Below are 24,117 nucleotides of genomic sequence, written 5' to 3' on the forward strand. Positions count from 1 at the left end.
TGCAGCATGCTCATGATGCTTCGCCGCCCTGCTTCGGTTGACTCGCACCAGGCGTGGCGTTCGCTCGTCCGATGCGCACCGCCGCTCCATCAATGATCGAATCCGGGGGATTCACGATCACACGCTCATCGCCGGACAATCCGGCTGCGATCGAAACGCGCGTGCCGTAATCGGTTCCAAGCGTGATCGGCAGCAGCTTCACGCGATTGTTCGCATCGACGCTCGCCGCATGCACGCCATCCGGACGAAACAGCAGCGCATTGCCGGGTAGCGTGTACGACGCGCTCGCGTTGGTGAGGTGAAAGCGCACTTGCGCATAGGCGCCTGCCAGCAATTCCCCGCTTGGATTCTTCACGCCGACTTCGACACGCATGGTGCGTGCAACCGGATCGACCGCTCCCGCCGTTCGCACCGTGACGCCCTCGAACTTGCGATTGCGCTCTTCGTTGAGGATCAGTTCCGCTGGCAAGCCGGGGGTCACGAGCCGCGCATAGGCTTGCGGCACATCGACGAACACGCGCAGCGTAGTGGCATCTTGTATATGGAAGAGCTCGCGGCCGATCCCCGCGCTGCCCGCATCGATCAACTGGCCGACATCGGTGTTGCGGGCCGTCACGACGCCATCGAACGGTGCATATATCTTCTGGAACGAAACCATCTGCTCCAGTCGCGACACGTTCGCCTGCGAGGCGTTGAACGCAGCTTCCTTGGCGAGCATGTCGCCGGTCTTTTCATCTGTCTCCTGCCGCGAGACCGAGTTGTTCTTCGCCATCTGCACCCAACGATCGGCGGTGGTCTTCGCCAACAAATAATTGGCGCGCGCCGTCTGCGCATCGGCGCGAGCCTGGCGCAGCTGATCATTGATCTCGGGTGCATCGATCTCCGCAAGCAGCTGTCCTTTGCGCACCTTGGTGCCGATATCCGCGGTCCAGCGTTTCAGATAGCCATTGGTGCGCGCAAAAATCGGGGCATCGGAGAAGGCACGGATATCGCCCGCGAGGACGAGGTCCTGTGTCGGCTTCATGCGCGTCGGCTTGATGATTTCGACGGTCTGGACGCTGTGCTCGCCAGCATCGCGTTCCAGTTCCGCGTGCGCGGAATGGCGTGACCAGATACCCTGCGCCACCAGCAACACGACGACCACAAGCGCGATCACGAGCCACATGCGCCCGCGCTTGCGTGTCGATCGTTCGTTTGACTGCTCGTTCATTCGAACTCCGTATATATCGGCATCACGACTGGCCTTGCGGCTCGCCATCCAGGTGCTTTGCGCCGCCGCGCTTCGCTTCGATACGCTTATAGATCATCGAGAACACCACGGGCACGAAGAAGAGCGTGGCGATGGTGCCGACCATCAGGCCGCCGATCACCGCGCGGCCGAGCGGCGCATTCTGTTCGCCGCCCTCGCCGAGACCGATGGCCATGGGCACCATGCCGATCATCATCGCGAGTGCGGTCATCAGCACGGGCCTGAAACGCGAGTAGCCGGCTTCGAGCGCCGAGCGCATGGCATCGCCGTGTTCCTGCAATGCAGAACGCGCAAAGCTCACGACGAGAATGCTGTTGGCCGTCGCGATACCGATACACATGATCGCGCCGGTCAATGCGGGAATGGACAGCGTCGTACGCGTGAGGAAGAGCATCCAGACAATGCCCGCTAACGCACCCGGCAGCGCGGTGATGATGATGAACGGATCGAGCCACGACTGAAAATTCACCACGATAAGCAGATACACCAGCACGACGGCGAGAATCAATCCAAACGCCAGGCCCGAGAAAGAACCGTTCATCGTTTCGACTTGTCCACGCATGTCGATTGACGAGCCTTTGGGCAATTGGCCGCGCGCTTCGTCGATGATGCGTTGAACGTCATCCGACACCGCGCCCAGATCGCGCCGCTCGGTGCTTGCATAAAGATTGATGGTGGTCTGCGCGTTGTAGTGATACACGACGGCATCGCGCGACCCGCGAGACAATGAAGCAAGCGCGCCAAGAATATTCGTCTTGCCGCTAGCCGATGTCACTGGAATATTCGCGACTGATTGCAACGAGTTCATATCGTATTGCGGCGCGGACGTAATGACGTTGTAGCTCACGCCATTCGCGGGATTGAGCCAGAACGTAGGCGTCGTCTGCTGACTTCCCGACAGCGTGATGAGCAGATTGCTTGCGACATCGCGTTGCGTAAAGCCTGCCTGAAGCGCCTTCGTACGATCTACTTCGACGTTGACGAATGGAAGATCGGAGGGCTGCTGAATGCGCGCATCGACGAGACCCGGCACGCGACGAATCTTCTCGAGCAAGTGATTGGCGAAGGCGCGATTGCCACGCACATCGCGGCCCGTGATGGCGATATCGAGCGGCGCCGGGACACCGAAGTTGAGAATCTGACTCACGATATCCGCAGGTAGGAACGAGAACGCCACGCCGGGGAACTCCTGCGGCAAGCGCTTGCGGAGTTGGCGGATATAGTCGTCGGTCGGCGCGTGATCTTCGTTGAGCGTGATAAGCACGTCGGCATCGGCGGAACTGATGGTGCCGGTGTTGCTATACGAAAGATTGATGCCCGATACCGGCAAGCCCATGTTGTCGATGATCGAATGCACCTCGCGCGACGGGATGAGTTGGCGAATGCGCTTGTCGACACGATCGGTCAATGCCGCTGTTTCCTCGATACGTGTGCCGGTTTTCGTGCGCAAGTGCAGTGCGATCACGCCCGAATCGACGGAAGGAAAGAAGTCACGGCCAAGAAACGGTGCGAGGGCGAGCGAGAGCAGACAGCAGACGAGGAACAACGAAGCGAAGCGCGCGGGATGCGCGAGCCGAGCTTCGAGAAAGGCGCGGTAGCGTCCGCGCACCGCTTCGAAGCGCCTCTCGAAACCGAGATGAATACGCACGAAGGGGTTGCGCGAACCCTTCATCGATTCGACATCGCCACCCATGTGTTCGTGGTTGCGCAGCAGATACTTCGCAAGCGTCGGAACGAGCGTGCGCGAGAAGAAGTACGACGCAATCATGGCGAAAACGACTGCTTCGGCCAGCGGCACGAAGAGGTAGTGCGCAACGCCGGTAAGCAGGAACATCGGAATGAAAACGATGCAGATGGAAAGCGTGGAAACGAGCGTTGGCACGGCAATTTGTTGCGCGCCATCGAGAATCGCTTGCTCCAGTTCCTTGCCTTCTTCGAGATTCTGGCTGATGTTTTCGATAGCGACGGTCGCATCGTCCACGAGAATACCGACTGCGAGCGCCAGTCCGCCGAGCGTCATGATGTTGATGGTCTGCCCGATCGCCGAGAGTGCGACGATCGACGTGAGCATCGACAACGGAATGGAGATGGCGATGATAAGCGTCGCGCGCCAGCTACCTAAAAACAGCAGCACCATGAGCGCGGTCAGACCCGCCGCGATCACGGCCTCGCGCAACACACCCTCTACCGATGCGCGCACGAACAGCGATTGGTCGGCGACCGGCTCTATCTTCAAAGATTCGGGCACCATGCCACGCAGCGTCGGCAACAGGTTCTTCACGCGCGACACGATATCGAGCGTCGATGCATTGCCGCTCTTGTTGATCGTCAGAAGCGCCGCACGCGTGCCATCGAGTCGCACGATATTCGTTTGCGGCTGAAAGCCATCGCGCACGTGCGCCACGTCGCGAATATAGATGGTGCCGCCAGGCCCTGTTCGGATCGGAATGTCGTTGAGACCTTCGATCGTATCCGGGCTCGCATTGAGTCCCACTTGATATTCGGTCGGTCCGATCTTGGTCGTGCCCGTCGGCAAGATCAGGTTTTGCGCGCTGATGGCATTCACGACATCGGTGGGGGCAAGATTCTTTGCCTGCAGCCTGCGCGAGTCGATGTCGACCATGATCTGCCGCTGCTTGCCGCCATAGGGCAACGGCACGGATGCACCCTGCACTGTCGCAAGCTGCGTCTTGAGAAAGCTATTGCCGAAGTCGTAGAGCTGCTGCTCGGTGAGTTCCGACGATGACAACGCAAGCCGCAAGATCGGCACGGTCGACGCATTGAAGCGCAAGATGTTCGGCGGCGTGATGCCCTGTGGCAACTGACGAAGCTGCGTCTGCGAAAGCGCGGTAATTTCCGCGATCGCTTCATCCACGTTTGCGTTCGGCTGAAAAAATATGCGGATGACCGCAATGCCTGGGAGCGATTCCGATTCGATATGTTCGATATCGTTGACCGCCACCGAAAGCCCACGCTCGTAATTGAGCGTGATGCGGCGCTCCATTTGATCGGGAGGCAAGCCCGTGTACGACCAGATTACGCTAACGACCGGAATGTCGATGTTCGGAAAGATATCTGTCGGCGTGCGCATGATCACGAGCGGGCCGATGATAAGCAGCAGCAGCGACAGGACAATGAACGTGTACGGGCGCTTAAGCGCGAGTCTGACGATCCACATCGAAGTTTCGCTTGCCCCGTTTGATGTTCGCTATTCGAACACTTTTCGCTAAGCGCCAACTAAGCGCTGAAAGCATCCGTACGATGACACAAACAAAGCTTACAAAACAATTTGTGCAAACGCTTGCGAGGGTTTATGCGTAAAGAATTCTTCCGATATTTTCTGAATTGTTTTTCTAAAGCCACGCTAAGCTGTGTCTAGCGTTCGTCGAAGCTCACGACTATGCGTTCGCTAACCGGATGACACTGGCACGTCAGCACGAAACCGTCATCGATCTCGTGTTGTTCGAGCGTGAAATTCCGGTCCATCTTTACCTCTCCCTCAAGCACTTTTGCGCGGCACGTGCAGCACACGCCGCCTTTGCACGCATAAGGCAGCGCCAAACCCGCTTTGAGTCCGATGTCGAGCACACTCACACCTTCATAGGGCAAACGCAGTTTGCGCCTTTTTCCGTCGATGACGAGTTCAAGGTCGGCCGCAGGCGTGTTCTCGGTAATTTCGACGGTCGGAACGCCCGCTTGCGGCAAGGGTGTACCGAAACGCTCCACATGGATCTGTTTCTGTGCGACGCCCGAACTCTTGAGCGCGGCTTCAGCCGCATCCATCATCGGCCCAGGACCGCAAATGAAGGCTTCATCGATTTCTTGCGGAGGCACCAGCGTTTGCAGGAACGCACGGCACTTTGCTTCGTCCAGCACGCCGTTGAAGAGTTCGACATCCTGCAAGTCGTCCGAGAGCACGTGATAGAGCGAAAAGCGGCTCATATAACGGTTCTTGAGATCTTCGAGCTCTTCGGCAAACATGATCGCATCCACGCTGCGATTGCCGTACACAAGCGTGAAGCGGCTCGTGGGTTCCATATCGAGCGTGGTCTTGACGATGGCGAGCACTGGCGTGATGCCCGAGCCACCTGAAAACGCCACGTAATGCTTGGCGTGGTCCGCGTTCAAATGCGTAAAAAAACGGCCATCGGGCGTCATGACTTCGATCTCGTGGCCGGGCTTCAGCGTGTCGAATGCGAAGTTCGAAAAACGCCCGCCGCGCACGCGCTTGATGCCGATACGCAATTCTCCATCGCGATCGTAGTCCGTGACACCCACGCAGATGGAATAGGACCGGCGCGTCTCTTCGCCGTCGATATGCGCCTTCAAGGTCACGAACTGCCCTTGCGTGAAGCGGAACGCGTCGCGCAGCAGTGGCGGTACATCGAACGAGACGGTGACCGCGTCGGCCGTTTCAGGACGAACCTCGCGAATGCGCAGCGGATGGAATTGCGGAGTGGCCATGAGCGTCGAATCGATAAAAAAGAAACGGATCAGTACGGCTTGAAGTAATCGAACGGCTCGCGGCAATCGACGCATCGGTACAGCGCCTTGCACGCCGTCGAGCCGAATTGCGCGAGCTTTTCCGTATGCGTCGAACCGCAACGAGGACACGCGACCGGCTCCTGCTTCATAGACTTATATGGCACGAAACGCAGCGGTTGCTCCTGATTCGGCGCAGCAGTTCCACATTGCCCCGTCGGCGGCGCGATGCCATAACGTCGTAGCTTGTCGCGCGCTTCATCGGTGATCCAGTCGGTGGTCCATGCCGGCGCGAGCACCGTCTCAATGCGATGCGCCCCGAGCTTCGCGTTATGGATTGCATACGCGATGTCCTCGGCGATCTGCGACATGGCGGGACATCCCGAGTAAGTCGGCGTAATTACGACCTCGAGCACGCCGTCCGCGCCATGACGCACGTCGCGCAAGATGCCCAGTTCGCGTATGGATACGACGGGGATCTCCGGGTCCGGCACGGCTTCGAGCACGGACCATACGTATTGCAAGACAGTATCGGCGTGCACGTGTTCACCAGCTTGCGCCCGGGTGCTGACGTGCGAGGCTTTGCATCTCCGCGAGCAGATAACCCATATGCTCGGAGTGTTCGCCGAGTTTGCCTGTGCTGACATGCTTTACATCGGCGGGCGCGGTGAGTGTAGCTTCGTTTAAAGCGTCGTCGAGCTGTGCGCGCCATGCCGCTTCGGAATCGCTCGCAAGCGGCGCGATGCCTGCTTGTGCAACGGCACGCTCGATTGCATCGATCACAAAAAACTCGCGTGTGTAAGGCATCAAATAGTCGAGTGCTGCCTGTGCGCGTCGATGCGATTCCTCCGTGCCGTCGCCGAAGCGCACGAGCCAGTCGCGTGCATGATGCAAGTGGTAACGGACTTCCTTGATCGACTTTGCGGCAATGGCGGCAAGCTGCGCATCGGCCGATGCCTGCAAGGCCGTCCATAGTTCAGCCATCAACGCCGAATAGAGGAAGTTGCGCACGATGGTCACTGCATAATCGCGCTCGGTTCGCACCGTGCCCGCGAACGGTCCATAGTGCGGCAGCTCGGCAATCGTATAGTTGGCGAACTCACGCTCGCCACGAAAGTACGCGTAGTCGTCTTCGGTTTTCTGCGTGCCGGTCATCTCGGCTTCGAGCGTTGCCGCATGCGAATAAAGCAAGCGCGCCTGTCCGATGAGATCGAGACTCATGTTAGCGAGCGCGATGTCTTCTTCGAGCGCGGGACCGTGGCTGCACCATTCGGCGTTTCGCTGACCGAGGATCAACGCGTTGTCGGCGAGGCGCAGGACGTAAGCGAGATGTTCGCGCGTCGGAATGAGCGTCGTCATGTCCCGCCTTTACATGTGATTGATTTCGTCCGGCAGCACGAAGAACGTAGGATGCCGATATATCTTGTCGATCGCGGGTTCGAACAATTCGCCCTTGTCCGCCGGGGCCGATGCCGTGATAGCCGATGATGGCACCACCCAGATGCTCACGCCTTCCTGACGCCGCGTATAGACATCGCGCGCCATTCTCAACGCAGCGCCCGCGTCGGGCGCATGCAGGCTGCCGCAATGCTTGTGATCTAGACCCTGCTTGCTACGCACGAACACTTCCCAGATCGGCCATTCCTTGCTCATCGTCGTCTCCTTCATGCGGCCTGTTTCTGCTGATCCTGCGCTTTGCGCGCTTGTTTGTCGGCATAAGCGAGCGCCGCTTCGCGCACCCACGCGCCATCGTCATTCGCCTTTACGCGAGTCGCAAGCCGTTCCTTGTTGCACGGACCGTCACCATTGACCACTCGCCAGAATTCGTCCCAGTCGATCTCGCCGTAGTCATGCGCACCGCGCGCTTCGTTCCATTTGAGATCGGGATCGGGCAACGTTACGCCGAGAATCTTCGCTTGCTCGACGGTGGCATCGACGAACTTTTGCCGCAGGTCGTCGTTCGAAATTCGCTTGATGCCCCACGCGAACGACTGGCCGCTATGAATGGAATCCTTGTCGCTCGGTCCAAACATCATCAGCACGGGCCACCACCAGCGATTCACGGCTTGCTGCACGAGGTCTTTCTGCGCTTGCGTGCCTTTCATCATTGCGAGCAGGGCATCGAAGCCCTGCCGTTGGTGGAACGACTCTTCCTTGCAAATGCGGATCATCGCGCGCGCGTAAGGGCCGTAAGTACAGCGGCACAGCGGTATCTGATTCATGATCGCGGCGCCATCCACGAGCCAGCCGATCACGCCCACGTCGGCCCATGTAGGCGTCGGATAGTTGAAGATGCTCGAATATTTGGCCTTGCCCGCATGCAGCGCGTCGGTCAGTTGATCGCGCGAGACGCCGAGCGTTTCAGCCGCGCTGTAGAGATACAAGCCGTGGCCGCCCTCGTCCTGCACCTTGGCGAGCAGGATCGCCTTGCGCTTCAGGCTAGGCGCACGACTGATCCAGTTGCCCTCGGGCTGCATGCCGATGATCTCCGAGTGCGCGTGCTGAGAAATCTGCCGCACCAACGTCTTGCGATACGCCTCGGGCATCCAGTCTTGCGGTTCGATCTTGCCATCCGCCTGCATCACCGCATCGAAATGTTGCTGTTGCGACGACGCCTCGGCTGTAGCGTCCGAAACCGCGGGCTGACCCGGAAGATCGAGGGATTGCGTGTACATGCGAGACTCCGCTCTATTTTGAGAAGCGATGCAGCGAGTATATCGATTAACCGACCGTCCGGTTGATTAATTTTGAGATGAACGTCTTGAACGCCGATAGGTTAGGTGAAACCCTAATTTTGTATGCCAGTGAGTGGTATTTTTAATTCAAGCGCATCCATGGATTGTTGCCATCCCTAGAAATATCCTTCAACGGATCGATAGATGATCCGCGACTCAACCCTCTCTACACTCCGTGCAAACGCTGTCCCGAAAGCTATTCGAAGAGCACGACCTATCCACCACGGAGCCGACATCCATGAAACCGTTCTTCTCTGCGATCGCCATCGCCGCTGCTTTTGCCGTCCCCGCCCTTTCTTACGCGCAAACAGATGCGCCGCTTACTCGCGCGCAGGTTCGCGCCGAACTCGCGCAACTAGAGAACGCCGGCTACAACCCGGTCGCAGCCGATCCTACCTATCCGTCGAATCTTCAGGCAGCCGAAGCGCGTGTGAGCACGCAATCCGTTGCGCAAGCGTCAGCGCGGTCGAATGACTATGGTTCGGTCACGGCTGGGTCGTCGCAAGCTGGTCGCACGGCGAGCACTCAACCTCGCGCGTTCGGCACGTTTTTCGGGCAGTAAGCGCTGGGGTTGTCTGCGCTTGGCGTGTGCTTGTGTTGCTTGGCGCGTAATTGGATGCAGAATGCAAAGCCAAGGTACTTTGCATTCAAATTCAAGCGGCCTATCCGAGCCGTGCGGGCAATCTCATCTCGCGCTTCGCGACATTGCGACACGAGGACATCCATAGCGGCGGCGCCACTCGATCTGCCTCTTACAAGAACAGTAACGAGCAAACGCCGAGCGCGCGGACAACTCAGTTGGCAGGGATCGTCACGACCGGCGCTTTCGATGTGTCCGTCACTTCGGCTAGCGCCATCAGGTTCTGCACGACGGTAAATGCGTACTTCGAATCGAAGTCCCTTCTGTCGATCCAATAGTTCGTTTTGTCGTAGGGCACGCTGACATACGCATCCTGCGGCGGCTTCTCGCCCACTTGCACGATGATGGTCGGACGCGTCTCTCCGCCGATCAACCCGATGGTCGGCTTGGTTGCTCCCGTTCCCACCTGCTCGTCCGGCACGGTGATCTGCGCGCCGATATCGGTCAGGATCCCAAGCACGGAACGCGTGACCATCGGAATACGATCATGATCCGCCGCCTGGCCGTAGACGAGTTCATACGTCTTCATCTTCGGGGACAACTTGAGCAGCTTGCGCACGAGCGTGAGATCGCCGACGGTCTGCTTGTTAGTGCCGCTGCGCGTTGCGCCGAGCGTGATGAACACGCCGCCATCCTTTCCATTACGTGATTCAATATTCAATTCGCCGGCCAGTTGCAGACGGCGCAGCGCTTGAATCAACATGAAAAATTCAGGCGCGCCTGATCCATTCGGGCCGCCGAGCGCCGTGCCGTTCTGTAACCCGCCGATGGATTGCGCCGTGATGCGCAAGAGCAGATCGACCGGAATGCCGCTTTCGGCAAGCGGCATCACGAGCGCGGGTGCGAGCGGGCGGATGTATGCGCTCGCGTAGGCGTCGCCCGTGGTAGGGGTGAAGGTGAAAGTCGGATGGTTCGAATACGACACGCTTCCGGTGGCTGCCGCGTAGTTCGGCACGCTGCCAGAACCCGCATTGAGCGTGGCGCCAGCGGTGGTATCGAACGTGTAGGCGGCAATGATGCTGCTCACCGTGAGGAATGAAGGCGAATCCGCGAAGCGCAAACCGACGATCGCGGCAAGAATTTCGCGCTTCTTGGCATCGCCGAGTGCGCGTGAATAGGCGACCTGATCGGCTTTTAGACGGCTCGGGCCGATGCCCGCGCAGCCTGCCGCCAGAAAAGATGCAGAGAGTACAGCTATCGATAGGGCTTTCCGTGTCATGGCTCTCGGGGAAATTAACGGGGAGGATCGTCGGCATGTCGCCGCGGAACATTCGGGCGGTTATCGCAAATTTCATACCTTTGCCAACCGATTGCATGTCGAATGCGGTGGACCGGATGCCTAAAACCTGCGCCATCTTCGCGTCGCACGAACGTGGCTTTCCTTCGGAGCGTCGCATGTTGCTGTTAGGCGCGCCCTAACGATTTGCATTTTGCATGCGGTCGACCCAATGCGTAATGCCTCTCCGCTCTCGCCTTGCACGAAAGCGTCTCTTTTCCGGCGCCGTACACGTTGGTGCCTAGTGCACCCGGCCGGCACACAAGCCGTCGCGAAAGCCGCGAGCGATCACTTGGAAGCGTCGTTGCCAAAACTTTGCGATGACACCGTTCCCGATGCCGCCGCGCCATGCGTCCCACCGCGGATATGCCGATTCGCGTCCGCATGCTGCGCGACCAACCGATCGAGATGGTCCTGCGCGAAGCGTGGACCATCGTCGCGTGCGAATGCCGGTGCACCGAGTGTTGCAGCGCATGCAAAACCGATCATGGCAAGAAACGTTTTCTTCATGATTCACCCCCGCAATAGTCGACGGCCCGATCACGCCCTATCGCATCGGCCGTGGATCAAGGATGGCACATTCATGTCGATCCGTCCGTGCGCAAGATGCATGGGTCCCCCTCGTATCCGCCAAAATACAGCCGCTCCATGCCCGCGCGCCGTTTTCGCGTATCCGATGCTTGCAGCTTGCCCCGCGATTTCCTATCCCTTACTCAAGGCGCTTTTGTCAGACCGCTGACAACGTATGAGAGCGTATCGAGACTTGGTAAGGAGACCCTTCATCATGAATCTCGCCATCTTTTTCGACGGCACCTGGAACGAACCCAACGATCGCACCAACGCATATCTGCTCTACAAGCTCGCACCCGAGACGGACGAGCAGGAAACGCTCTACGTTCAAGGCGTCGGGACACAAGGTAACGGGTTGTTCGCGCTGGCCAGCAAGTTCCTCGGCGGCGCGTTCGGCGACGGGTTATCGGAAAACATCAAGGCCGGTTATGCGTGGCTTTGCGAACGCTACAAACCGGGCGCATCGATCTTCATTCTCGGCTTCAGTCGCGGCGCCTATTCGGCGCGCAGTCTTGCCGGGCTGATCCGCAAATGCGGGCTCGCCACCGACACGGGACAAGATTCGATCGATCAGGCATACGGCATCTATCGTGATCAGAATGCGAGCGCCACGGATGACGCAGTCGTCGCGTATCGCAAGCAGTTCTCGCGCGATGTGGATATCGCATTCGTTGGCGTCTGGGATACGGTCGGCGAGCTGGGCATTCCAGTCGGCACATTGCCGGTGCCGGGATTTTCGAGCTACTACAAGTTCCACGATACGACGCTGTCCAACACGACGAAGGCCGCGTATCACGCGATCGCGGCCAACGAATATCGCTCGCTCTATGCGCCGACGTTGTGGACGCAAGGTTCCGAGGATCGTGGCAACTTGCCGCTCGAGCAGCGCTGGTTCATGGGCGCGCATGCCAATGTCGGCGGCGGCTACCTGAGTCCACCACGCACCCCCGAAGACCTGCTACCGCTGATTCCCGCCGAATGGCTGCGTGAGAAAGCGGCATCGCATGGCCTCGTGTTCGACAAGCCAATCGATATTCCGTTAGCCGCTTACGCGTGCGAGCCAATCGATTCATACGCCGAGTTCATTAGCAAAAGCGCCGTGCTAAGGGATGTTTGCGAAAAGGCACCACGTGTTGCAGGTACGGCGCTCAACGAGACGATCGATCCAAGCCTTTCCAAGCGGCTCGATACGCCCGGCTTTCTGGACATCTATCCGCAACTCTGCGCACAGCTTCGCAGGCTGCCAGTTGGTCAATGAGTAAGCAGTCGATCGATCAGTAATCCGATCAATTGGCGATCCCAGCGTCAGGGCTGTCGCCTGTTCGGTTTGATCGACGGGAGACCGTAATGAGCGTACCGTCTACACCGCAACTCCGCGCAGGCGAGCGCGAACATATCGAGCCGAGCGATACGGAAGCCGGGCACGGCGATCCCGGGCCGCGCGCCGCCGAGGATCTCGCCAAATGCGAAGCACTCATCTCGCGCGCTGCCGCAACCGGTACGATCCTCGACAACGCCGACGTCGACGCCGTGCGTAACGCGCGCTGCGCCTTCGGTCGCGGCGTGTGGAACCGCGCTACCGCCAGTGCGTTTTATGGTGCGATGAGCCGTATCGCGGCAGCGTCGCATTATCCGGGCAGCAGCATCGTCGCCGATCTCGATCACTGCCGCGACATGGTCTCGTATGGCGCACAAAACGGCAAACCGCTCGATGAACACGATGTCGAAGCCATGTCGAGGGCACGCGCCGCCCAGCAAAATCGCACGTGGAACGCGGAAACGGAGAGCGCCTTCTATGCCGCGATGAGCCGTATCGCGCATGCGGTGACGCCTGTCGTCGCCGCGACTGCCGGCAACGAAGCACGCGAAGGCGCGCGTCGTGCAATCCGCATCTATACGCGCTCGGCGATTGCGCTCACCGTGCTGGTGGTGTCGTTGTCGTGCCTGCTCTTCGTGGGCAATCAGATTTCGAGCGATATCGCCAACGTCGTGAAGAGCAACGACGCGGCCGCGCTCACACTGCACAACCAGTTGCAGGCGCATGCGGTGGCTATCGGCGAGGCTGTCAAAAAGAAGGACGATGCCGCTCTCATCGCGCTGCAGAACTCGCAGCCCGCTCTGCAGATCAAGGAGGAACTGCAGAACTTCGCGACCAATAACCGGCAGCTTTTCGCGGACGTGTCCCGCATTAGTGCGTTGACCACCGGCCTTGGACTCGGTGTCATCCGCAGCCCTTATAAGCGGCCTTGCGACGATCAAGAGAGCGTGCTTAATTTTCAGAGCGCGTACCGCACTTCGCATTCGCGTCGATACACCGGCGGCAATGTAGACAGCGACTGGCAATGCAATCCGGACGTCGCTCGGAAGGTGCTCGAAATCACACTGCCGCTACTGGCCAAGCCGCGCGCGCAAACCGGGGACGAGCATCCGCCAACCGATCTCGACGCTGTCGAGCAAGGGTTTCAGAAGATCGCCGTCTATCAGGACATCCGCGCGATGGCGCTGTATGCAAACGACATCATTCTTTCCATTGTGGGTGCTGTGACCGGCTTCTTGCTGCCCGTGCTGTATGCATGGCTCGGTGCGTGCGCCGCGATCTTGCGGCAGTTGAGCGCGGAGTCGTCTGCCAGCACGTTTCATCCCGAGCATTCGAAAGTGGCGAATCGCGCACATGTGACGAGCGCGATCATCGTCGGCATTTCCATTGGACTCTTCAGCAAGCTATTGGAGGGCGGCAAGGACGTATCGCCGCTCGCGTTGGCGTTCATTGCGGGGTACGCGTCGGACAAGTTTTTCTATTTCGTCGATCGCCTCGTCGGCGCGATGTTTCCCCCGCGCGACGCACCGCCGGCCCGGGGGCATGCTTCTGGAACGCTGTCTGGCGGTAAGACCAGAATTTCGGCTGGCAGCGCCGCGGCCCGGTCTGTCGAAGGTGGTGAATCGCCGCGAGGGCACGCGTGATTTTGCATGCTGCATGCCGCATTAAGAATGCAGCATGCAAATGCTCATCAGAACACCTGTGGTGGCGTTCCATCGGTCAAACCACGCGGCAGCGGTTCATCGAGCGCAAATTCCACGTTCGGATAATCCTGCAACCGCCCGCTCACTTCCGTCTCGCCTTCGCTGGTGAACAGTCCATCGAGATAATCGAACGACAGCTCTTCCACCAAAGCCTTGAGCGCCAGTTCCGGGCTGCGCTTGGGCTCCACTGAAATCTCGCCTACATCGAGACTCGCGCAATACTCGCCGTCTTTGGATTCGATCGCACCGATGTCGATAACCTTGCCGTCGACATTCTGTGCCAGTACGCGCTGTTCGACGGCGAAGAGGCGAAACAACTGTTCATCGAGTGATTCGTCTTTGGTGGTCATGTCCGTATCTCCGTTACCGGGCCCTTGAGCGAGACTCAATGCCGACGTTTGCATGCGAAATACCATTCGCAGCAAAGGCTGCGCCAGCAAGCCCGCAACCCGGCAATATGGCAACCCGGCAACCCGACGTGAACCCGGCATCGACCACGTAAACGAAAAAACCGGACGCCGAAGCGCCCGGTTTTCTGCATGCAGCTTTGTACAACCCGCTCCGCAGCCCGAAAGCTTAGAAGCGGTGAATGATACCCACGCCTGCCGCGAACTGGCTGCGCGAGGTCGACGGAGCGCTCTGGAAGCCGTCGCCGATCGAAGCCGTGGCGTTGATCTGGCGATTCGTCGCGCCCGCAGCGGTGAACGTCGGCGTGCCGAGCGTGCGGCCGTTGGCGCGCTGGAATGCTTCCAGTGCATACAGACCCGTGCGCTTGGACAGCGAGTAGTACTGGCTCAGGTTGAACTGATGGTAGGACGCTGCATCGTCGATACCGTTCGCCTTGCTTGCCCACGTGTAGCTGTAGCCAGCAGCAAAGTCCCATGCCGCCGTTGCCTTCCAGTGCAGCACGGTGCCAGCCGTATTGAAGATCGCCGTGTCGGTGAACTTCGAGTTGATACCCGGGATGTATTGAACGTTCGTGTACGTCGCCGAAATATCCCACTGGCTGTTGAACGTGTAGCCGCCGCCAACCGCGAAGCGGTTCTGAGCTTGCGCGCCCTGATAACCGTTCGTGACTGCCGAGATGCCCGACTGGCCGCCCGTGTTGGTCGTCGAATCCGCGCCGTACACGCCGCCGCCAATCGTCGAGTTGTTGATACGCGTGAACGCGACCGTCGCGCCGATCGGGCCTTGCGCGTACTGCAAGGCGCCCGACCACGTCGATCCGCGATAGGCGCTATCCGGCGTGCCAGCCAGAGAGTAAGAGCCGCTTGCCGTGAAGCCGAAGAGTTTCGGCGACGTGTAGACGATCGAGTTGTTCGCGCGGTAGATCGTATCCAGTTCGTCCAGATCGCCCGGGTGCGCGCCGAAGTATCCGGTCAGCCAGTTCGTCGGGCTATACGGCGCCATCAGCGTGTAATACGACGTGTATTGGCGACCGAGAGTCAACGTACCGTAGGTGGGGTTCGTGAGACCGACCCAAGCCTGGCGACCGAACATCGCGTTGGCGTATTGCTGTCCGCCATTGTTGATGTTGAAGCCCGATTCCAACTGGAAGATTGCCTTGTTGCCGCCGCCGAGATCTTCGGCGCCCTTCAGGCCGAAGCGGCTACCCGCCCAGATGCCCGATGCCAGCTTGACGTTCGAACGTCCGCCGCTGTTGGAGCCAAGTGCGCCCTGGCTGCTCTGGTAGACGATCGAGTCATCGACGATACCGTAAAGCGTCACGCTGCTTTGAGCGAACGCCGGGACTGCTGCGGCAAAGGCGGTGGCGGCGACGATGGCAGCCTTGGTCAAGCGGAAACCCTTCATTTCTTCTCCTGTGTGCGAATGGCAAATCTTCTGATCTTTAGTGAGCCGGTAACGGATGCCGCTTAACGCTGAACCGCCTTATAAATTCGTAACATTTCATCGCTGGCAAGTGTATGGCTTACGGATGCAATGCGAAAGAATCAGGCAGATTCGTGTCTTTTTTTTGCACTGTGTGGTTAACCAGTATTTTCTGGCGCGCAAATATTGGGCATCCGGTCATGAAACTGACCGGTAGCTGACAACTGCGGGACGGATATCGAGATGTGACGAGAGCGGGGAAAAGTTGTGACGAAGCCGGCGGGATCGCCTCAAAGCCCTACTGGATAAGGCTCGATGTGAAAATTTGATGCTCGGAGAAAGAAAGCGTGCCCGAGGACTCGGCCTGGGCCGAAGACACGACTGAAAGGATTTGCACAGTGCCGGCCACGTGGCGCGACTGAGTTTGACCACGGCTTACGGCCCGACGAAAGCCGTTACGGTGCCGAAGGAAATATGTAAATCACTAATCGATTGTTGGGAAAGCCGCATGGATGGTCACCATGCGGTTCATGAGACTGCGCGCGGATGGCTCAGTCGTCGATCTTCGAGCGCAGTTCGCGCGCTGTTTCCAGCAAGCCTTCATAGCCCGAACGCGCATGCGCAGGCAAATCGGGGTCGCCGACGAGCGTGCCGAGCGTCTCGATGATGCTGTAAAGAATGCCCTTTGCCGCGCCGGCCGCCATCCTGCCTGCCGCGACGGATTCATCGACGTGTGAAAGCGCCGCATCGAAATGCTCGACGCCAGGATGCGCTTCGCCAACCGCCGGGTCGGTTGCGCGCGGATCGTTCAGATTGCGCGGATCAGTCGGGTCGCCGTTCATGTGATGGTCCTCCAGACGAATGGCCTTCTTCTTGTATAGCGCCGTGGCGATGCCGCCGCAATCGGTGGCATCACGACGTCGGCAAGTCCATCACCGGCTGCATGAAATGGATGCGCTTGGCATCGCCATAACCGGCGCGGTGCGCCACGCCATGCTCGGTCAGCAAAGCGCGCAATTCGAGAATGACCGGAAACACTTCGTGGTTGTGATCCGCGCCCTGCCTGTCATGCGCTTCCTGCTCGCGCTCGACGATCCACCGGTCTTCCTTGAAGATGCGCTCGGTGAACCACACGAGCAACGGCCACGCGGCATCGAGCACGCCGGGAAGTTTCGGGCGGCGGATCGACAGCAAGCCGAAGGTGCGGTTGGTGCGCTGTTCGGCATCGAGCGGGACATAGGCGATCCACAGGTCCATTACCATCGTCTCGTCCTTCGTGTGGATCTTGAGCGTCTGGTACGGATACTCGGTGCGAATCGTCATCACGTCCTTGTGCGAATCGTCGGCCTTGGTGCCGCGTTTCTGGCCGAACACGAGCGCCTCCCCGATAGGCTGCTTGCCCGCCTCGCGCGCGAAGGTGTAATCGACTTCGATCCAGTCGTCGCCGCGACGTCGTCCGACCGAGCGCGCGCGCATGCTGCCCATTTGCCGCCGATGCAGAAACTGATGGTTCATATCCATCAGGTTTTCATGCATGAAGCTGTAATGGCACTTCACGGGCTTGCCGAAACGGCGTGTCTTGTAGGCTTTGTCGCTCGCCGAGACGAGGTTGGGAAACTTGGCTTCGTCGGCCTTGGCCGGGTCGCCGGTGAAGACGAAGATGAGCCCCGCTTCCTCGCGGCACGGATAGGAACGCACGCCGTTGGGCAAGCGTTCGCGGCCGAGATACGGAATGTCGGTGCAACGGCCGGTGCAGTCGTAAGTCCAGCCGTGATAGCAACAGCGGATGGATTCGCCATCCACGACACCCGCCGACAACGGCACTTGCCGATGCGCGCAGCGGTCCTCCAGCGCGAACACTTTGTCCGACTCACTGCGCACGAGCACGATGGGATCGCCCGCGAACTTCACGGCGTGCGTCTTGCCGCGTTTGACCTCGCGCGACCATGCAAGCGGATACCAGTGATCCGGATGAATATCGACGCGGCGCAGATCGCGCGGCGCTCTTGTTGTTGTATCGACCGAACCGGCTTCCTGTTCGCCCTGCGGCAACGCTGCGTGCATGTACGACGCCTCCGGAAAAGGAGATCGGATTGAGCGCCACGCATGATGCGCGGCGCGATGAACGACCTTTGGCAGTCTACACGGCGCGGCCCGATTCGGTGCGCGTGCAGCCTGCGTTTCGTCAATGTGGGCCATGTCAAGCCGGTTCGGTCAGTCTGACTCGCCGAGATGGGCGTGCAGATAATCGATCAGCGCGCGCGCCTTCGGCGGCAAAAAGCGATTGGGCGGATAAAGCAGCCACACCGGTCCCCGATACGCGCGCGCCTGCACCTCCCAATCCACCAGCACGGCTTGCACGCGGCCGCTCGCAAGCGCTTCGCGCGCCGCGAACTCCGGCAGAGTCGCAATGCCCATGCCGTTCTCAGCCGCGTCGAGCCGCGCGCCCGCGTGATTGGCGATGTACCGGCCGTGCACCGCGACCGTCGCCGTCTCACCGCCGCGCGCAAACCGCCAGCGATGATCGTCCACGGTCTCGCCGAGCGGAATGCAATCGTGACGCCCAAGATCACGCGGATGCGCGGGCTCGCCGCGCGTCTGAACATAACGAGGCGCCGCGCACAGCAGCCATCGCACGCGGCCGATGCGCCGTGCCGCGAGACCTTGCGGCGGATCGCCGGTGGCGCGAATGACGAGATCGACGTCGCTCTCGAGCGGATCGATGTCGTGATCGCTGAACACGAGCTGCAAATCCACTTCGGGATAAGCCGCGAGAAAGCCTGGCACGAGCGGATGAATCACCGACTTCGCATATGCCGTGGGCGCCGATAGCGAGACCTTGCCCTGTGGCTTTCCGGATAGTTGCCCGGCGGCATCCACCGCGCCGGACGCGGCCGTCGCCATGTCGCGGCAATGCCGATACACCTGATATCCCGATTCCGTCACGCGCACCTTGCGCGTCGAACGTTCGAGCAGGCGCGTGGCGAGCGCGTCTTCGAGCCGCTTGATTTGCCGGCTCACCGTCGATGGCGTGCTGCCCAATTGCCGCGCCGCGATCGAGAAGTTGCCGGCATCGACCACGCGTGCGAATACCGCCATGTCCGGCAGCAAGTCGAAAAGATCCGAAGGGTTCATTTGTGCATCCGCGACAATTAATCTGTGCGTCCAGACCCAATTATCGCGCTGAACGCATCATTCGACAATGACGGCTTGCTGCTGGGCACTGCCAGTCAGCACTTACCGGAGACGTCGCATGACCCTCGCATCGCCTGTTCGCCGCCTGCTTCCTGTCTCCGATTTGCTGCTTTTCGTGGTGGCGATGGTTTGGGGAAGCAGCTATGGCGTCGTCAAAAACGCGCTCGTGTTTTATCCGGTGCTGGCGCTCATTGCGTTGCGGTTCGGCATTACCTTCGTGCTGTTGAGCGTGAACCTGCGCCACTTGCGCCGTGTCGACCTGAAAACGCTCATGGGTGTGCTGACTTGCGGCCTCTTGCTGCTCGCCATCTTCCTCGCGGAGACCTTTGGCGTGATGCTCACGCGCGCCGCGAACGCCGCGTTTCTCATCAGTCTGTGCGTGGTGATGACGCCGCTCGTCGAATGGGCGATGCTGCGTCGCAAACCCGGCGCGACCGAGTGGCTCGCGGTCGCGGTGTCGCTCGGCGGTGCGTGGTTGCTCGCCGGCGATGGCGCGTTCAGCTTCAATCCCGGCGATGCGCTGATTCTGGTCGCCGCCGTGCTGCGCGCGCTCTCGGTGTGCGTGACCAAGCGCGTGATGCGCGCCTCGCCGCTTCCGGCGCTCACCGTGACGGCGGTGCAGGCGGGCGTCGTCGCGAGCGGCAGCGCGTTGCTGGCGTTCTTCTTCGTGCCGTCGCAATGGCAGCCCTTGCCGTCGTTCGCGGGACACGGCGCGTTCTGGGGCTCGGTGATGTATCTCGTGATCGCGTGCACGCTCTTCGCGTTCTTCGCGCAAAACTATGCGATCGGCCGCAGCAGTCCGACGCGTGTATCGCTTTTGATGGGCAGCGAACCCGCGTTCGGCGCGCTCTTCGCAAGCGTCTGGCTGGGCGAGCATGTATCGGCGACGGGATGGATCGGCGGCGGCCTGATCGTCCTCGCCTCGTTGATGGCGACAGTGCCCTGGCGCGGATGGTTCGCGGCGCGGTCGGGCCTCGCAAACCGATCGACCTGATCTAACCGCGCCGAAACACCAGACTGAAGTTGTTCGCCGGCATCGGCACGACTTCCTCGCGCGCAAAGCCCACCGATCTACTCAACGCCTCCACCGCCTCCAGATTGCGCACGCCCCAGCGCGGATCGCGTGCGCGCAACTCCGTGTCGAACGCTTCGTTGCTCGGAGCGGTATGCGCGCCATTGCGCCGATACGGCCCATACAGGTAAAGTACGCCCCCCGCCGGAAGATGCCGCGACGCGCCGCGAAACAGTGCCTCGGCGGCCTCCCACGGCGCGATGTGGATCATGTTGATGCACACGACCGCCGCGATTCCCGCGTCCTCGCCGATGCGCCAGTCGTCCTCACGCACATCGAGCGCAAGCGCCGCGTTCAGGTTCGCGAGGCACGCATGCTCGCGCCACGCGTCGATGGATGCGCGCGCGGCGGCATCCGCATCGCTTGGCTGCCACACGATGCCGGGCAACGCCGCCGCGCAATGCACGGCATGCTGACCGGTGCCGCTCGCGATCTCCAGCACGACGCCAGCGGACGGCAGCACGCGCGTCAAGACCGATAGAATCGCATCGCGATTGCGTTCGGCGGCGGGAGCGCGGCGGCGCACGCGGGCATCGTCATCGGGGGAAGTGGTCGTCATTGAAGAGCGCGGTTGAGTTTGGATTCGTTGAGCGTCAGGGCTTCGGTGGCACACGCTTAAAGAGTTGGCGCGATTCCTGCTGCCCGCCCCGTCGCACGAGCGTTGCCAAGGCCGCCGCGCGCCGGAGTTATGAAGCGCGCACGCAACCCCGTGTATGCTCCCGGAAGATTTCCGCGCGGCGCTCAAGCTTACCCGATGAGCAGCCGGTTGCCCGCAGCGCGATCCAGATAACGCGAAACCATGGAGCTGACCATGCCGCACGACCCAACCAGGGATACGCCTTCGGGCAACGCCCCGCAGCACGCTTCGCCGGCAAATGGCCCCGCCGACGGCCCGGACGACGAAATGATCGCCTTCGCGACCGAAGTCTTCGAAGTCGCGCGCAAAGGCGACGCCGCCATGCTCGACGCGCTGCTTGCCAAGGGCCTGCCGCCGAACCTGCGCAACGACAAGGGCGACAGCCTCGTCATGCTCGCGAGCTATCACGGCCACGCCGATGCCGTGCGCGTGCTGCTGCAACACAAGGCCGACCCGAACCTGCGCAACGATAACGGCCAGTCGCCAATCGCGGGCGCGGCCTTCAAGGGCTACAAGTCAGTAATCGAGACGCTGCTCGAACATGGCGCCGATGTCGAAGGCGCATCGCCTGACGGACGCACGGCGTTGATGATCGCGGCCATGTTCAATCGCGTGGAGATCGTCGAATATCTGATCGCGCGTGGAGCCAATCCGGATGCGCGCGACAAGGGCGGTTTCTCCGCACGCGACGCCGCCGAAAAAATGGGCGCGCCGGACACTGCCGCGCGTCTTGCACAGGCGGCGAGCACGCACACACGCCCGTCCGATGTGTGACGGCGCGCATGACACGCCCTTAGCACGGCCCGCGCTGAATGCACGGTAACGAAGCCGCCCTCTTGCATGGCACCGGAGCGAGGCGCGCAGTGCCCGCTCCGATCGACAGGTGACACGGAACCATGGAGCTTTTGTGATGACAGGCGGACTCTCGCATCGAAGCGATGCGTCGACGACCGGCCTCGCCGCCCTGGGCCTCGTAGCGGGGATGCTCGCTGTGCGCCTCGCCTGGCGCGCTGTCGCATCGCTGATGCGGCACCCTGCGCGGCATGAGCGATTCCCGCTTGCAACGCTCGCGGTGATCTTCGCGGCCTTCGCCCTGTCCGCCTGCGGACTCTTGCCGGTGCAGACGCCCGCGCCCATCGTCGAGCATTCGTATATTCCGACGCCGGACGAAACCGAGAGCACCGAGCCCGAGGAACCCGCGCCTGTCGCCGCCGTGCCCGAGCCCGCATCGACGCCGAAGCCCGCGCCCGCGCCGAAGCCCAAACGCCGTATCGTCAAACCGAAGCCGCCGGAGCCGGTGATCGTGCAGCCGCAAGAGGCGCCCGAGCCGCCGCCGCCGCCCCCGCCGATCATCTCCACGCGTATCCTGCAGCACGATCAGCTGCACGGCCTGCTCGATGCCGAAGTGCAGCGCGCCGATGGCAAGGTCGTGGGCCGCGCGGTGGACCTGTATATCGATACCGCCGCCAAGCCGAAGCTCATGATGGTGAACCTCGCCGGCTTCCTCGGCGTAGGCGACCGAAAAGTCAACTTCCCGTGGACCGCGTTCCGCTTCGCGCCCAACTCGAAGACCGCGCCGATCACCTTCGTGCCGCCCGCGCCCGCCGTCAAGGGCAAGCCCGCCGACCCCGCGCCGAAGCCGCAACCGGTCGCGGAAGCGCCGCCGAGCTACCTGCAACTCGTCGATTCGACCGTGACCCAGAAGACCGGCGCGCGTATTGGACGGGTGGTCGACGTGCTCGTCGATTCGCAAGGTGAGCCAGAAGCGCTTGTGCTCGACCTGAGCAATTCGCTCGCGGAAGACAAGCGCCATGTGGCCGCGAACTGGGGCGATCTGCATGTCGTGACGCGCAACAAGCAAGCGAGCTTGCAGATGGACTTCACCGAAGCGCAACTGAAGGCCTCGCCGACCTACTCGCCCGAGCAACCGATCAAGATCGTTTCGCCGGTCGTAGCCGCGCCCGCCGCGCCTGTTTCTTCGCCGGCGGCTGCGGCATCGGCGGGCGCGCCGGCCTCGAACTCGTCCACCGGCACGACCGCATCCGGGTCCGTGGCGGCGCAGTCGTCGGCATCGTCCGGCGCGCGCCCGAACAAATGACGCAGACGACGCACATGACGCAAAAGACGCACATGAAGATTCACGAGATCGATAACCGAATCACAACATGGTAATTGCACGAAGTCTGCGCGCGCTCGACTGGCTGAACTTCTTCGTCGCCAACGTGCAGACGGGCTTCGGCCCTTTCATCGCCTCTTATCTCGCTGCCAACAAATGGACGCAGGGTGAGATCGGCCTCATGCTGTCGGTCGGCACCATCAGCGCGATGGCGAGCCAGCTGCCCGCGGGCGCGCTCGTCGATGCCATGCGCAACAAGAAGTTCGCCGCGCTTTCGGCCATCGTCGCGATCATCGCGAGTGCGTTGTTGCTCGCAGCGAGTCCGACCTTCATTCCGGTGTTCGCCGCCGAAGTGCTGCACGGCTTCGCGAGCTGCATGCTGGTCCCGGCGATGGCCGCGATTTCGCTCGCACTCGTCTCGCGTGCCGATCTCGGCGACCGGCTCGGCCGCAACGCGCGCTGGGCGTCCATAGGCTCCGCGCTGACCGCCGCGTTGATGGGCGCGTTCGGAGAATATCTGTCCTTGCGCTCGGTGTTCTTTCTCACGGCGGCGCTCGCGTTGCCGGCAATCTTCGCCTTGCGCATGATTCATTACGATGCGCCGCCCGTCGTGCCGCGCATGCCTGCGGGCAAGCCGAACCTGACGCCGGAAGGCGAAGAGCGCGAGTCCTTGCGCGAGCTTCTGAAAGACCGGCGCCTGCTGATCTTCGCGGCTTGCGTGGTGCTGTTCCATCTCTCGAACGCGGCGATGCTGAATCTTGCCGCCGGCGAAGTCACCGCGCACATGGGCGACAACGTTCAACTGGTGATCGCGGCGTGCATCATCGTGCCACAGTTCATCGTGGCGGCGCTCTCGCCGTGGGTCGGGCGCAAGGCGCAGCATTGGGGACGCCGGCCGGTTCTGATCATCGGCTTCTGCGCCTTGCCCCTGCGCGCGATTCTCTTCGCCGGCGTCAGCAGCCCTTATCTGCTCGTGCCGGTCCAGATGCTCGATGGCATCAGCGCGGCCGTCTTCGGCGTGATGCTGCCGCTCATCGCCGCCGATGTCGCCGGCGGGCGCGGGCATTACAACCTGACCATCGGCTTCTTCGGGCTGGCAGCGGGCGTCGGAGCAACCTTGTCGACCGCGGCCGCAGGCTTTGCCGCCGATCGCTTCGGCACGTCGATGAGCTTTTTCGGCCTCGCCGCTGCGGGCGCGCTCGCCGTCTTGCTCGTCTGGCTCGCGATGCCGGAGACGCGCGGAGCGGAGAAAGCCGAGGCCGGCACCGCCGAACCATCCGTCAAGGTTTGATAA

Annotated in this window: 22 protein-coding genes; 7 read left to right on the forward strand and 15 right to left on the reverse strand. The window is 61.1% G+C overall.

Annotated elements, in window-relative coordinates; translation table 11 throughout:
- Nucleotides 1–10: 10 nt before the first annotated feature.
- The 7 genes from QCE79_RS07025 to paaA all read right to left on the reverse strand — a co-directional run bounded on the left by QCE79_RS07025 (nt 11) and on the right by paaA (nt 8,406).
- On the reverse strand, nt 11–1,210 hold the full coding sequence (locus tag QCE79_RS07025; RefSeq protein WP_250464612.1) for an efflux RND transporter periplasmic adaptor subunit: 1,200 nt from the start codon (nt 1,208–1,210) through the stop codon (nt 11–13).
- Nucleotides 1,211–1,232: 22 nt separating this feature from the next.
- Nucleotides 1,233–4,427 carry an efflux RND transporter permease subunit gene (locus QCE79_RS07030; RefSeq protein ID WP_309842982.1) on the reverse strand — a complete coding sequence of 1,065 codons (3,195 nt, stop codon included), beginning with the start codon at nt 4,425–4,427 and terminating at the stop codon, nt 1,233–1,235.
- Between the two features lie 197 nt (nt 4,428–4,624).
- Entirely contained in the window at nt 4,625–5,713 is a 1,089-nt protein-coding gene (gene paaE, locus QCE79_RS07035) for a 1,2-phenylacetyl-CoA epoxidase subunit PaaE (RefSeq protein ID WP_309842984.1), read from the reverse strand.
- Between the two features lie 29 nt (nt 5,714–5,742).
- Nucleotides 5,743–6,273 (reverse strand): 1,2-phenylacetyl-CoA epoxidase subunit PaaD, encoded by a 531-nt coding sequence (paaD, locus tag QCE79_RS07040; protein ID WP_309842987.1) that lies wholly within the window; start codon nt 6,271–6,273, stop codon nt 5,743–5,745.
- A 4-nt stretch (nt 6,274–6,277) separates the two neighbouring features.
- Nucleotides 6,278–7,090: a 1,2-phenylacetyl-CoA epoxidase subunit PaaC gene (gene paaC / locus QCE79_RS07045; RefSeq protein ID WP_309842989.1), complete on the reverse strand. Its 813-nt coding sequence runs from the start codon at nt 7,088–7,090 to the stop codon at nt 6,278–6,280.
- 9 nt (nt 7,091–7,099) lie between these two features.
- Entirely contained in the window at nt 7,100–7,384 is a 285-nt protein-coding gene (gene paaB, locus QCE79_RS07050; RefSeq protein ID WP_250508968.1) for a 1,2-phenylacetyl-CoA epoxidase subunit PaaB, read from the reverse strand.
- An 11-nt stretch (nt 7,385–7,395) separates the two neighbouring features.
- Nucleotides 7,396–8,406 carry a 1,2-phenylacetyl-CoA epoxidase subunit PaaA gene (gene paaA, locus QCE79_RS07055; RefSeq protein ID WP_250508967.1) on the reverse strand — a complete coding sequence of 337 codons (1,011 nt, stop codon included), beginning with the start codon at nt 8,404–8,406 and terminating at the stop codon, nt 7,396–7,398.
- A 298-nt stretch (nt 8,407–8,704) separates the two neighbouring features.
- On the opposite strand from paaA, the gene QCE79_RS07060 reads away from it, so the two are divergent.
- Nucleotides 8,705–9,028: a DUF4148 domain-containing protein gene (locus QCE79_RS07060; RefSeq protein ID WP_309842995.1), complete on the forward strand. Its 324-nt coding sequence runs from the start codon at nt 8,705–8,707 to the stop codon at nt 9,026–9,028.
- 232 nt (nt 9,029–9,260) lie between these two features.
- Here QCE79_RS07060 and QCE79_RS07065 read toward each other — a convergent pair whose 3' ends face one another.
- Nucleotides 9,261–10,325 (reverse strand): hypothetical protein, encoded by a 1,065-nt coding sequence (locus QCE79_RS07065; RefSeq protein ID WP_309842998.1) that lies wholly within the window; start codon nt 10,323–10,325, stop codon nt 9,261–9,263.
- Nucleotides 10,326–10,670: 345 nt separating this feature from the next.
- Nucleotides 10,671–10,892 (reverse strand): hypothetical protein, encoded by a 222-nt coding sequence (locus tag QCE79_RS07070; RefSeq protein WP_250492432.1) that lies wholly within the window; start codon nt 10,890–10,892, stop codon nt 10,671–10,673.
- 274 nt (nt 10,893–11,166) lie between these two features.
- On the opposite strand from QCE79_RS07070, the gene QCE79_RS07075 reads away from it, so the two are divergent.
- Together QCE79_RS07075 and QCE79_RS07080 are read left to right on the forward strand one after the other, a co-directional pair.
- Nucleotides 11,167–12,210, forward strand: coding sequence for a DUF2235 domain-containing protein (locus QCE79_RS07075; RefSeq protein WP_250525779.1), 1,044 nt, complete (start codon nt 11,167–11,169; stop codon nt 12,208–12,210).
- A gap of 89 nt (nt 12,211–12,299) precedes the next feature.
- Nucleotides 12,300–13,913 carry a hypothetical protein gene (locus QCE79_RS07080; RefSeq protein ID WP_309843001.1) on the forward strand — a complete coding sequence of 538 codons (1,614 nt, stop codon included), beginning with the start codon at nt 12,300–12,302 and terminating at the stop codon, nt 13,911–13,913.
- Nucleotides 13,914–13,960: 47 nt separating this feature from the next.
- Here the strand turns inward: QCE79_RS07080 and QCE79_RS07085 are convergent, their stop codons facing one another.
- The 5 genes from QCE79_RS07085 to QCE79_RS07105 form a co-directional block, all read right to left on the reverse strand.
- Nucleotides 13,961–14,323, reverse strand: a complete 363-nt coding sequence (locus QCE79_RS07085) for a hypothetical protein (RefSeq protein WP_250464590.1) — start codon at nt 14,321–14,323, stop codon at nt 13,961–13,963.
- Between the two features lie 226 nt (nt 14,324–14,549).
- Nucleotides 14,550–15,785, reverse strand: coding sequence for a porin (locus QCE79_RS07090; protein ID WP_244827828.1), 1,236 nt, complete (start codon nt 15,783–15,785; stop codon nt 14,550–14,552).
- A 569-nt stretch (nt 15,786–16,354) separates the two neighbouring features.
- Nucleotides 16,355–16,645 (reverse strand): hypothetical protein, encoded by a 291-nt coding sequence (locus tag QCE79_RS07095; protein WP_244827827.1) that lies wholly within the window; start codon nt 16,643–16,645, stop codon nt 16,355–16,357.
- A 70-nt stretch (nt 16,646–16,715) separates the two neighbouring features.
- Nucleotides 16,716–17,867, reverse strand: coding sequence for an aromatic ring-hydroxylating dioxygenase subunit alpha (locus QCE79_RS07100; protein ID WP_250492436.1), 1,152 nt, complete (start codon nt 17,865–17,867; stop codon nt 16,716–16,718).
- Between the two features lie 150 nt (nt 17,868–18,017).
- On the reverse strand, nt 18,018–18,938 hold the full coding sequence (locus tag QCE79_RS07105) for a LysR family transcriptional regulator (protein ID WP_309843009.1): 921 nt from the start codon (nt 18,936–18,938) through the stop codon (nt 18,018–18,020).
- Nucleotides 18,939–19,056: 118 nt separating this feature from the next.
- Between QCE79_RS07105 and QCE79_RS07110 the strand changes: the two genes are divergently transcribed.
- Nucleotides 19,057–19,992: a DMT family transporter gene (locus tag QCE79_RS07110; RefSeq protein WP_250508962.1), complete on the forward strand. Its 936-nt coding sequence runs from the start codon at nt 19,057–19,059 to the stop codon at nt 19,990–19,992.
- Nucleotide 19,993: 1 nt separating this feature from the next.
- Here QCE79_RS07110 and QCE79_RS07115 read toward each other — a convergent pair whose 3' ends face one another.
- Entirely contained in the window at nt 19,994–20,629 is a 636-nt protein-coding gene (locus tag QCE79_RS07115) for a DUF938 domain-containing protein (protein WP_309843012.1), read from the reverse strand.
- Nucleotides 20,630–20,974: 345 nt separating this feature from the next.
- On the opposite strand from QCE79_RS07115, the gene QCE79_RS07120 reads away from it, so the two are divergent.
- The 3 genes from QCE79_RS07120 to QCE79_RS07130 all read left to right on the forward strand — a co-directional run bounded on the left by QCE79_RS07120 (nt 20,975) and on the right by QCE79_RS07130 (nt 24,114).
- On the forward strand, nt 20,975–21,481 hold the full coding sequence (locus tag QCE79_RS07120; RefSeq protein WP_309845232.1) for an ankyrin repeat domain-containing protein: 507 nt from the start codon (nt 20,975–20,977) through the stop codon (nt 21,479–21,481).
- A 136-nt stretch (nt 21,482–21,617) separates the two neighbouring features.
- Entirely contained in the window at nt 21,618–22,805 is a 1,188-nt protein-coding gene (locus QCE79_RS07125; RefSeq protein ID WP_250508960.1) for a PRC-barrel domain-containing protein, read from the forward strand.
- A gap of 67 nt (nt 22,806–22,872) precedes the next feature.
- The gene (locus tag QCE79_RS07130) at nt 22,873–24,114 is read left to right on the forward strand and encodes an MFS transporter (protein ID WP_244827821.1); all 1,242 of its coding nucleotides are present in this window, start codon (nt 22,873–22,875) and stop codon (nt 24,112–24,114) included.
- Nucleotides 24,115–24,117 lie beyond the last annotated feature (3 nt).

Source organism: Caballeronia sp. LZ003 (assembly GCF_031451465.1).
Classification (GTDB): Bacteria; Pseudomonadota; Gammaproteobacteria; order Burkholderiales; family Burkholderiaceae; genus Caballeronia.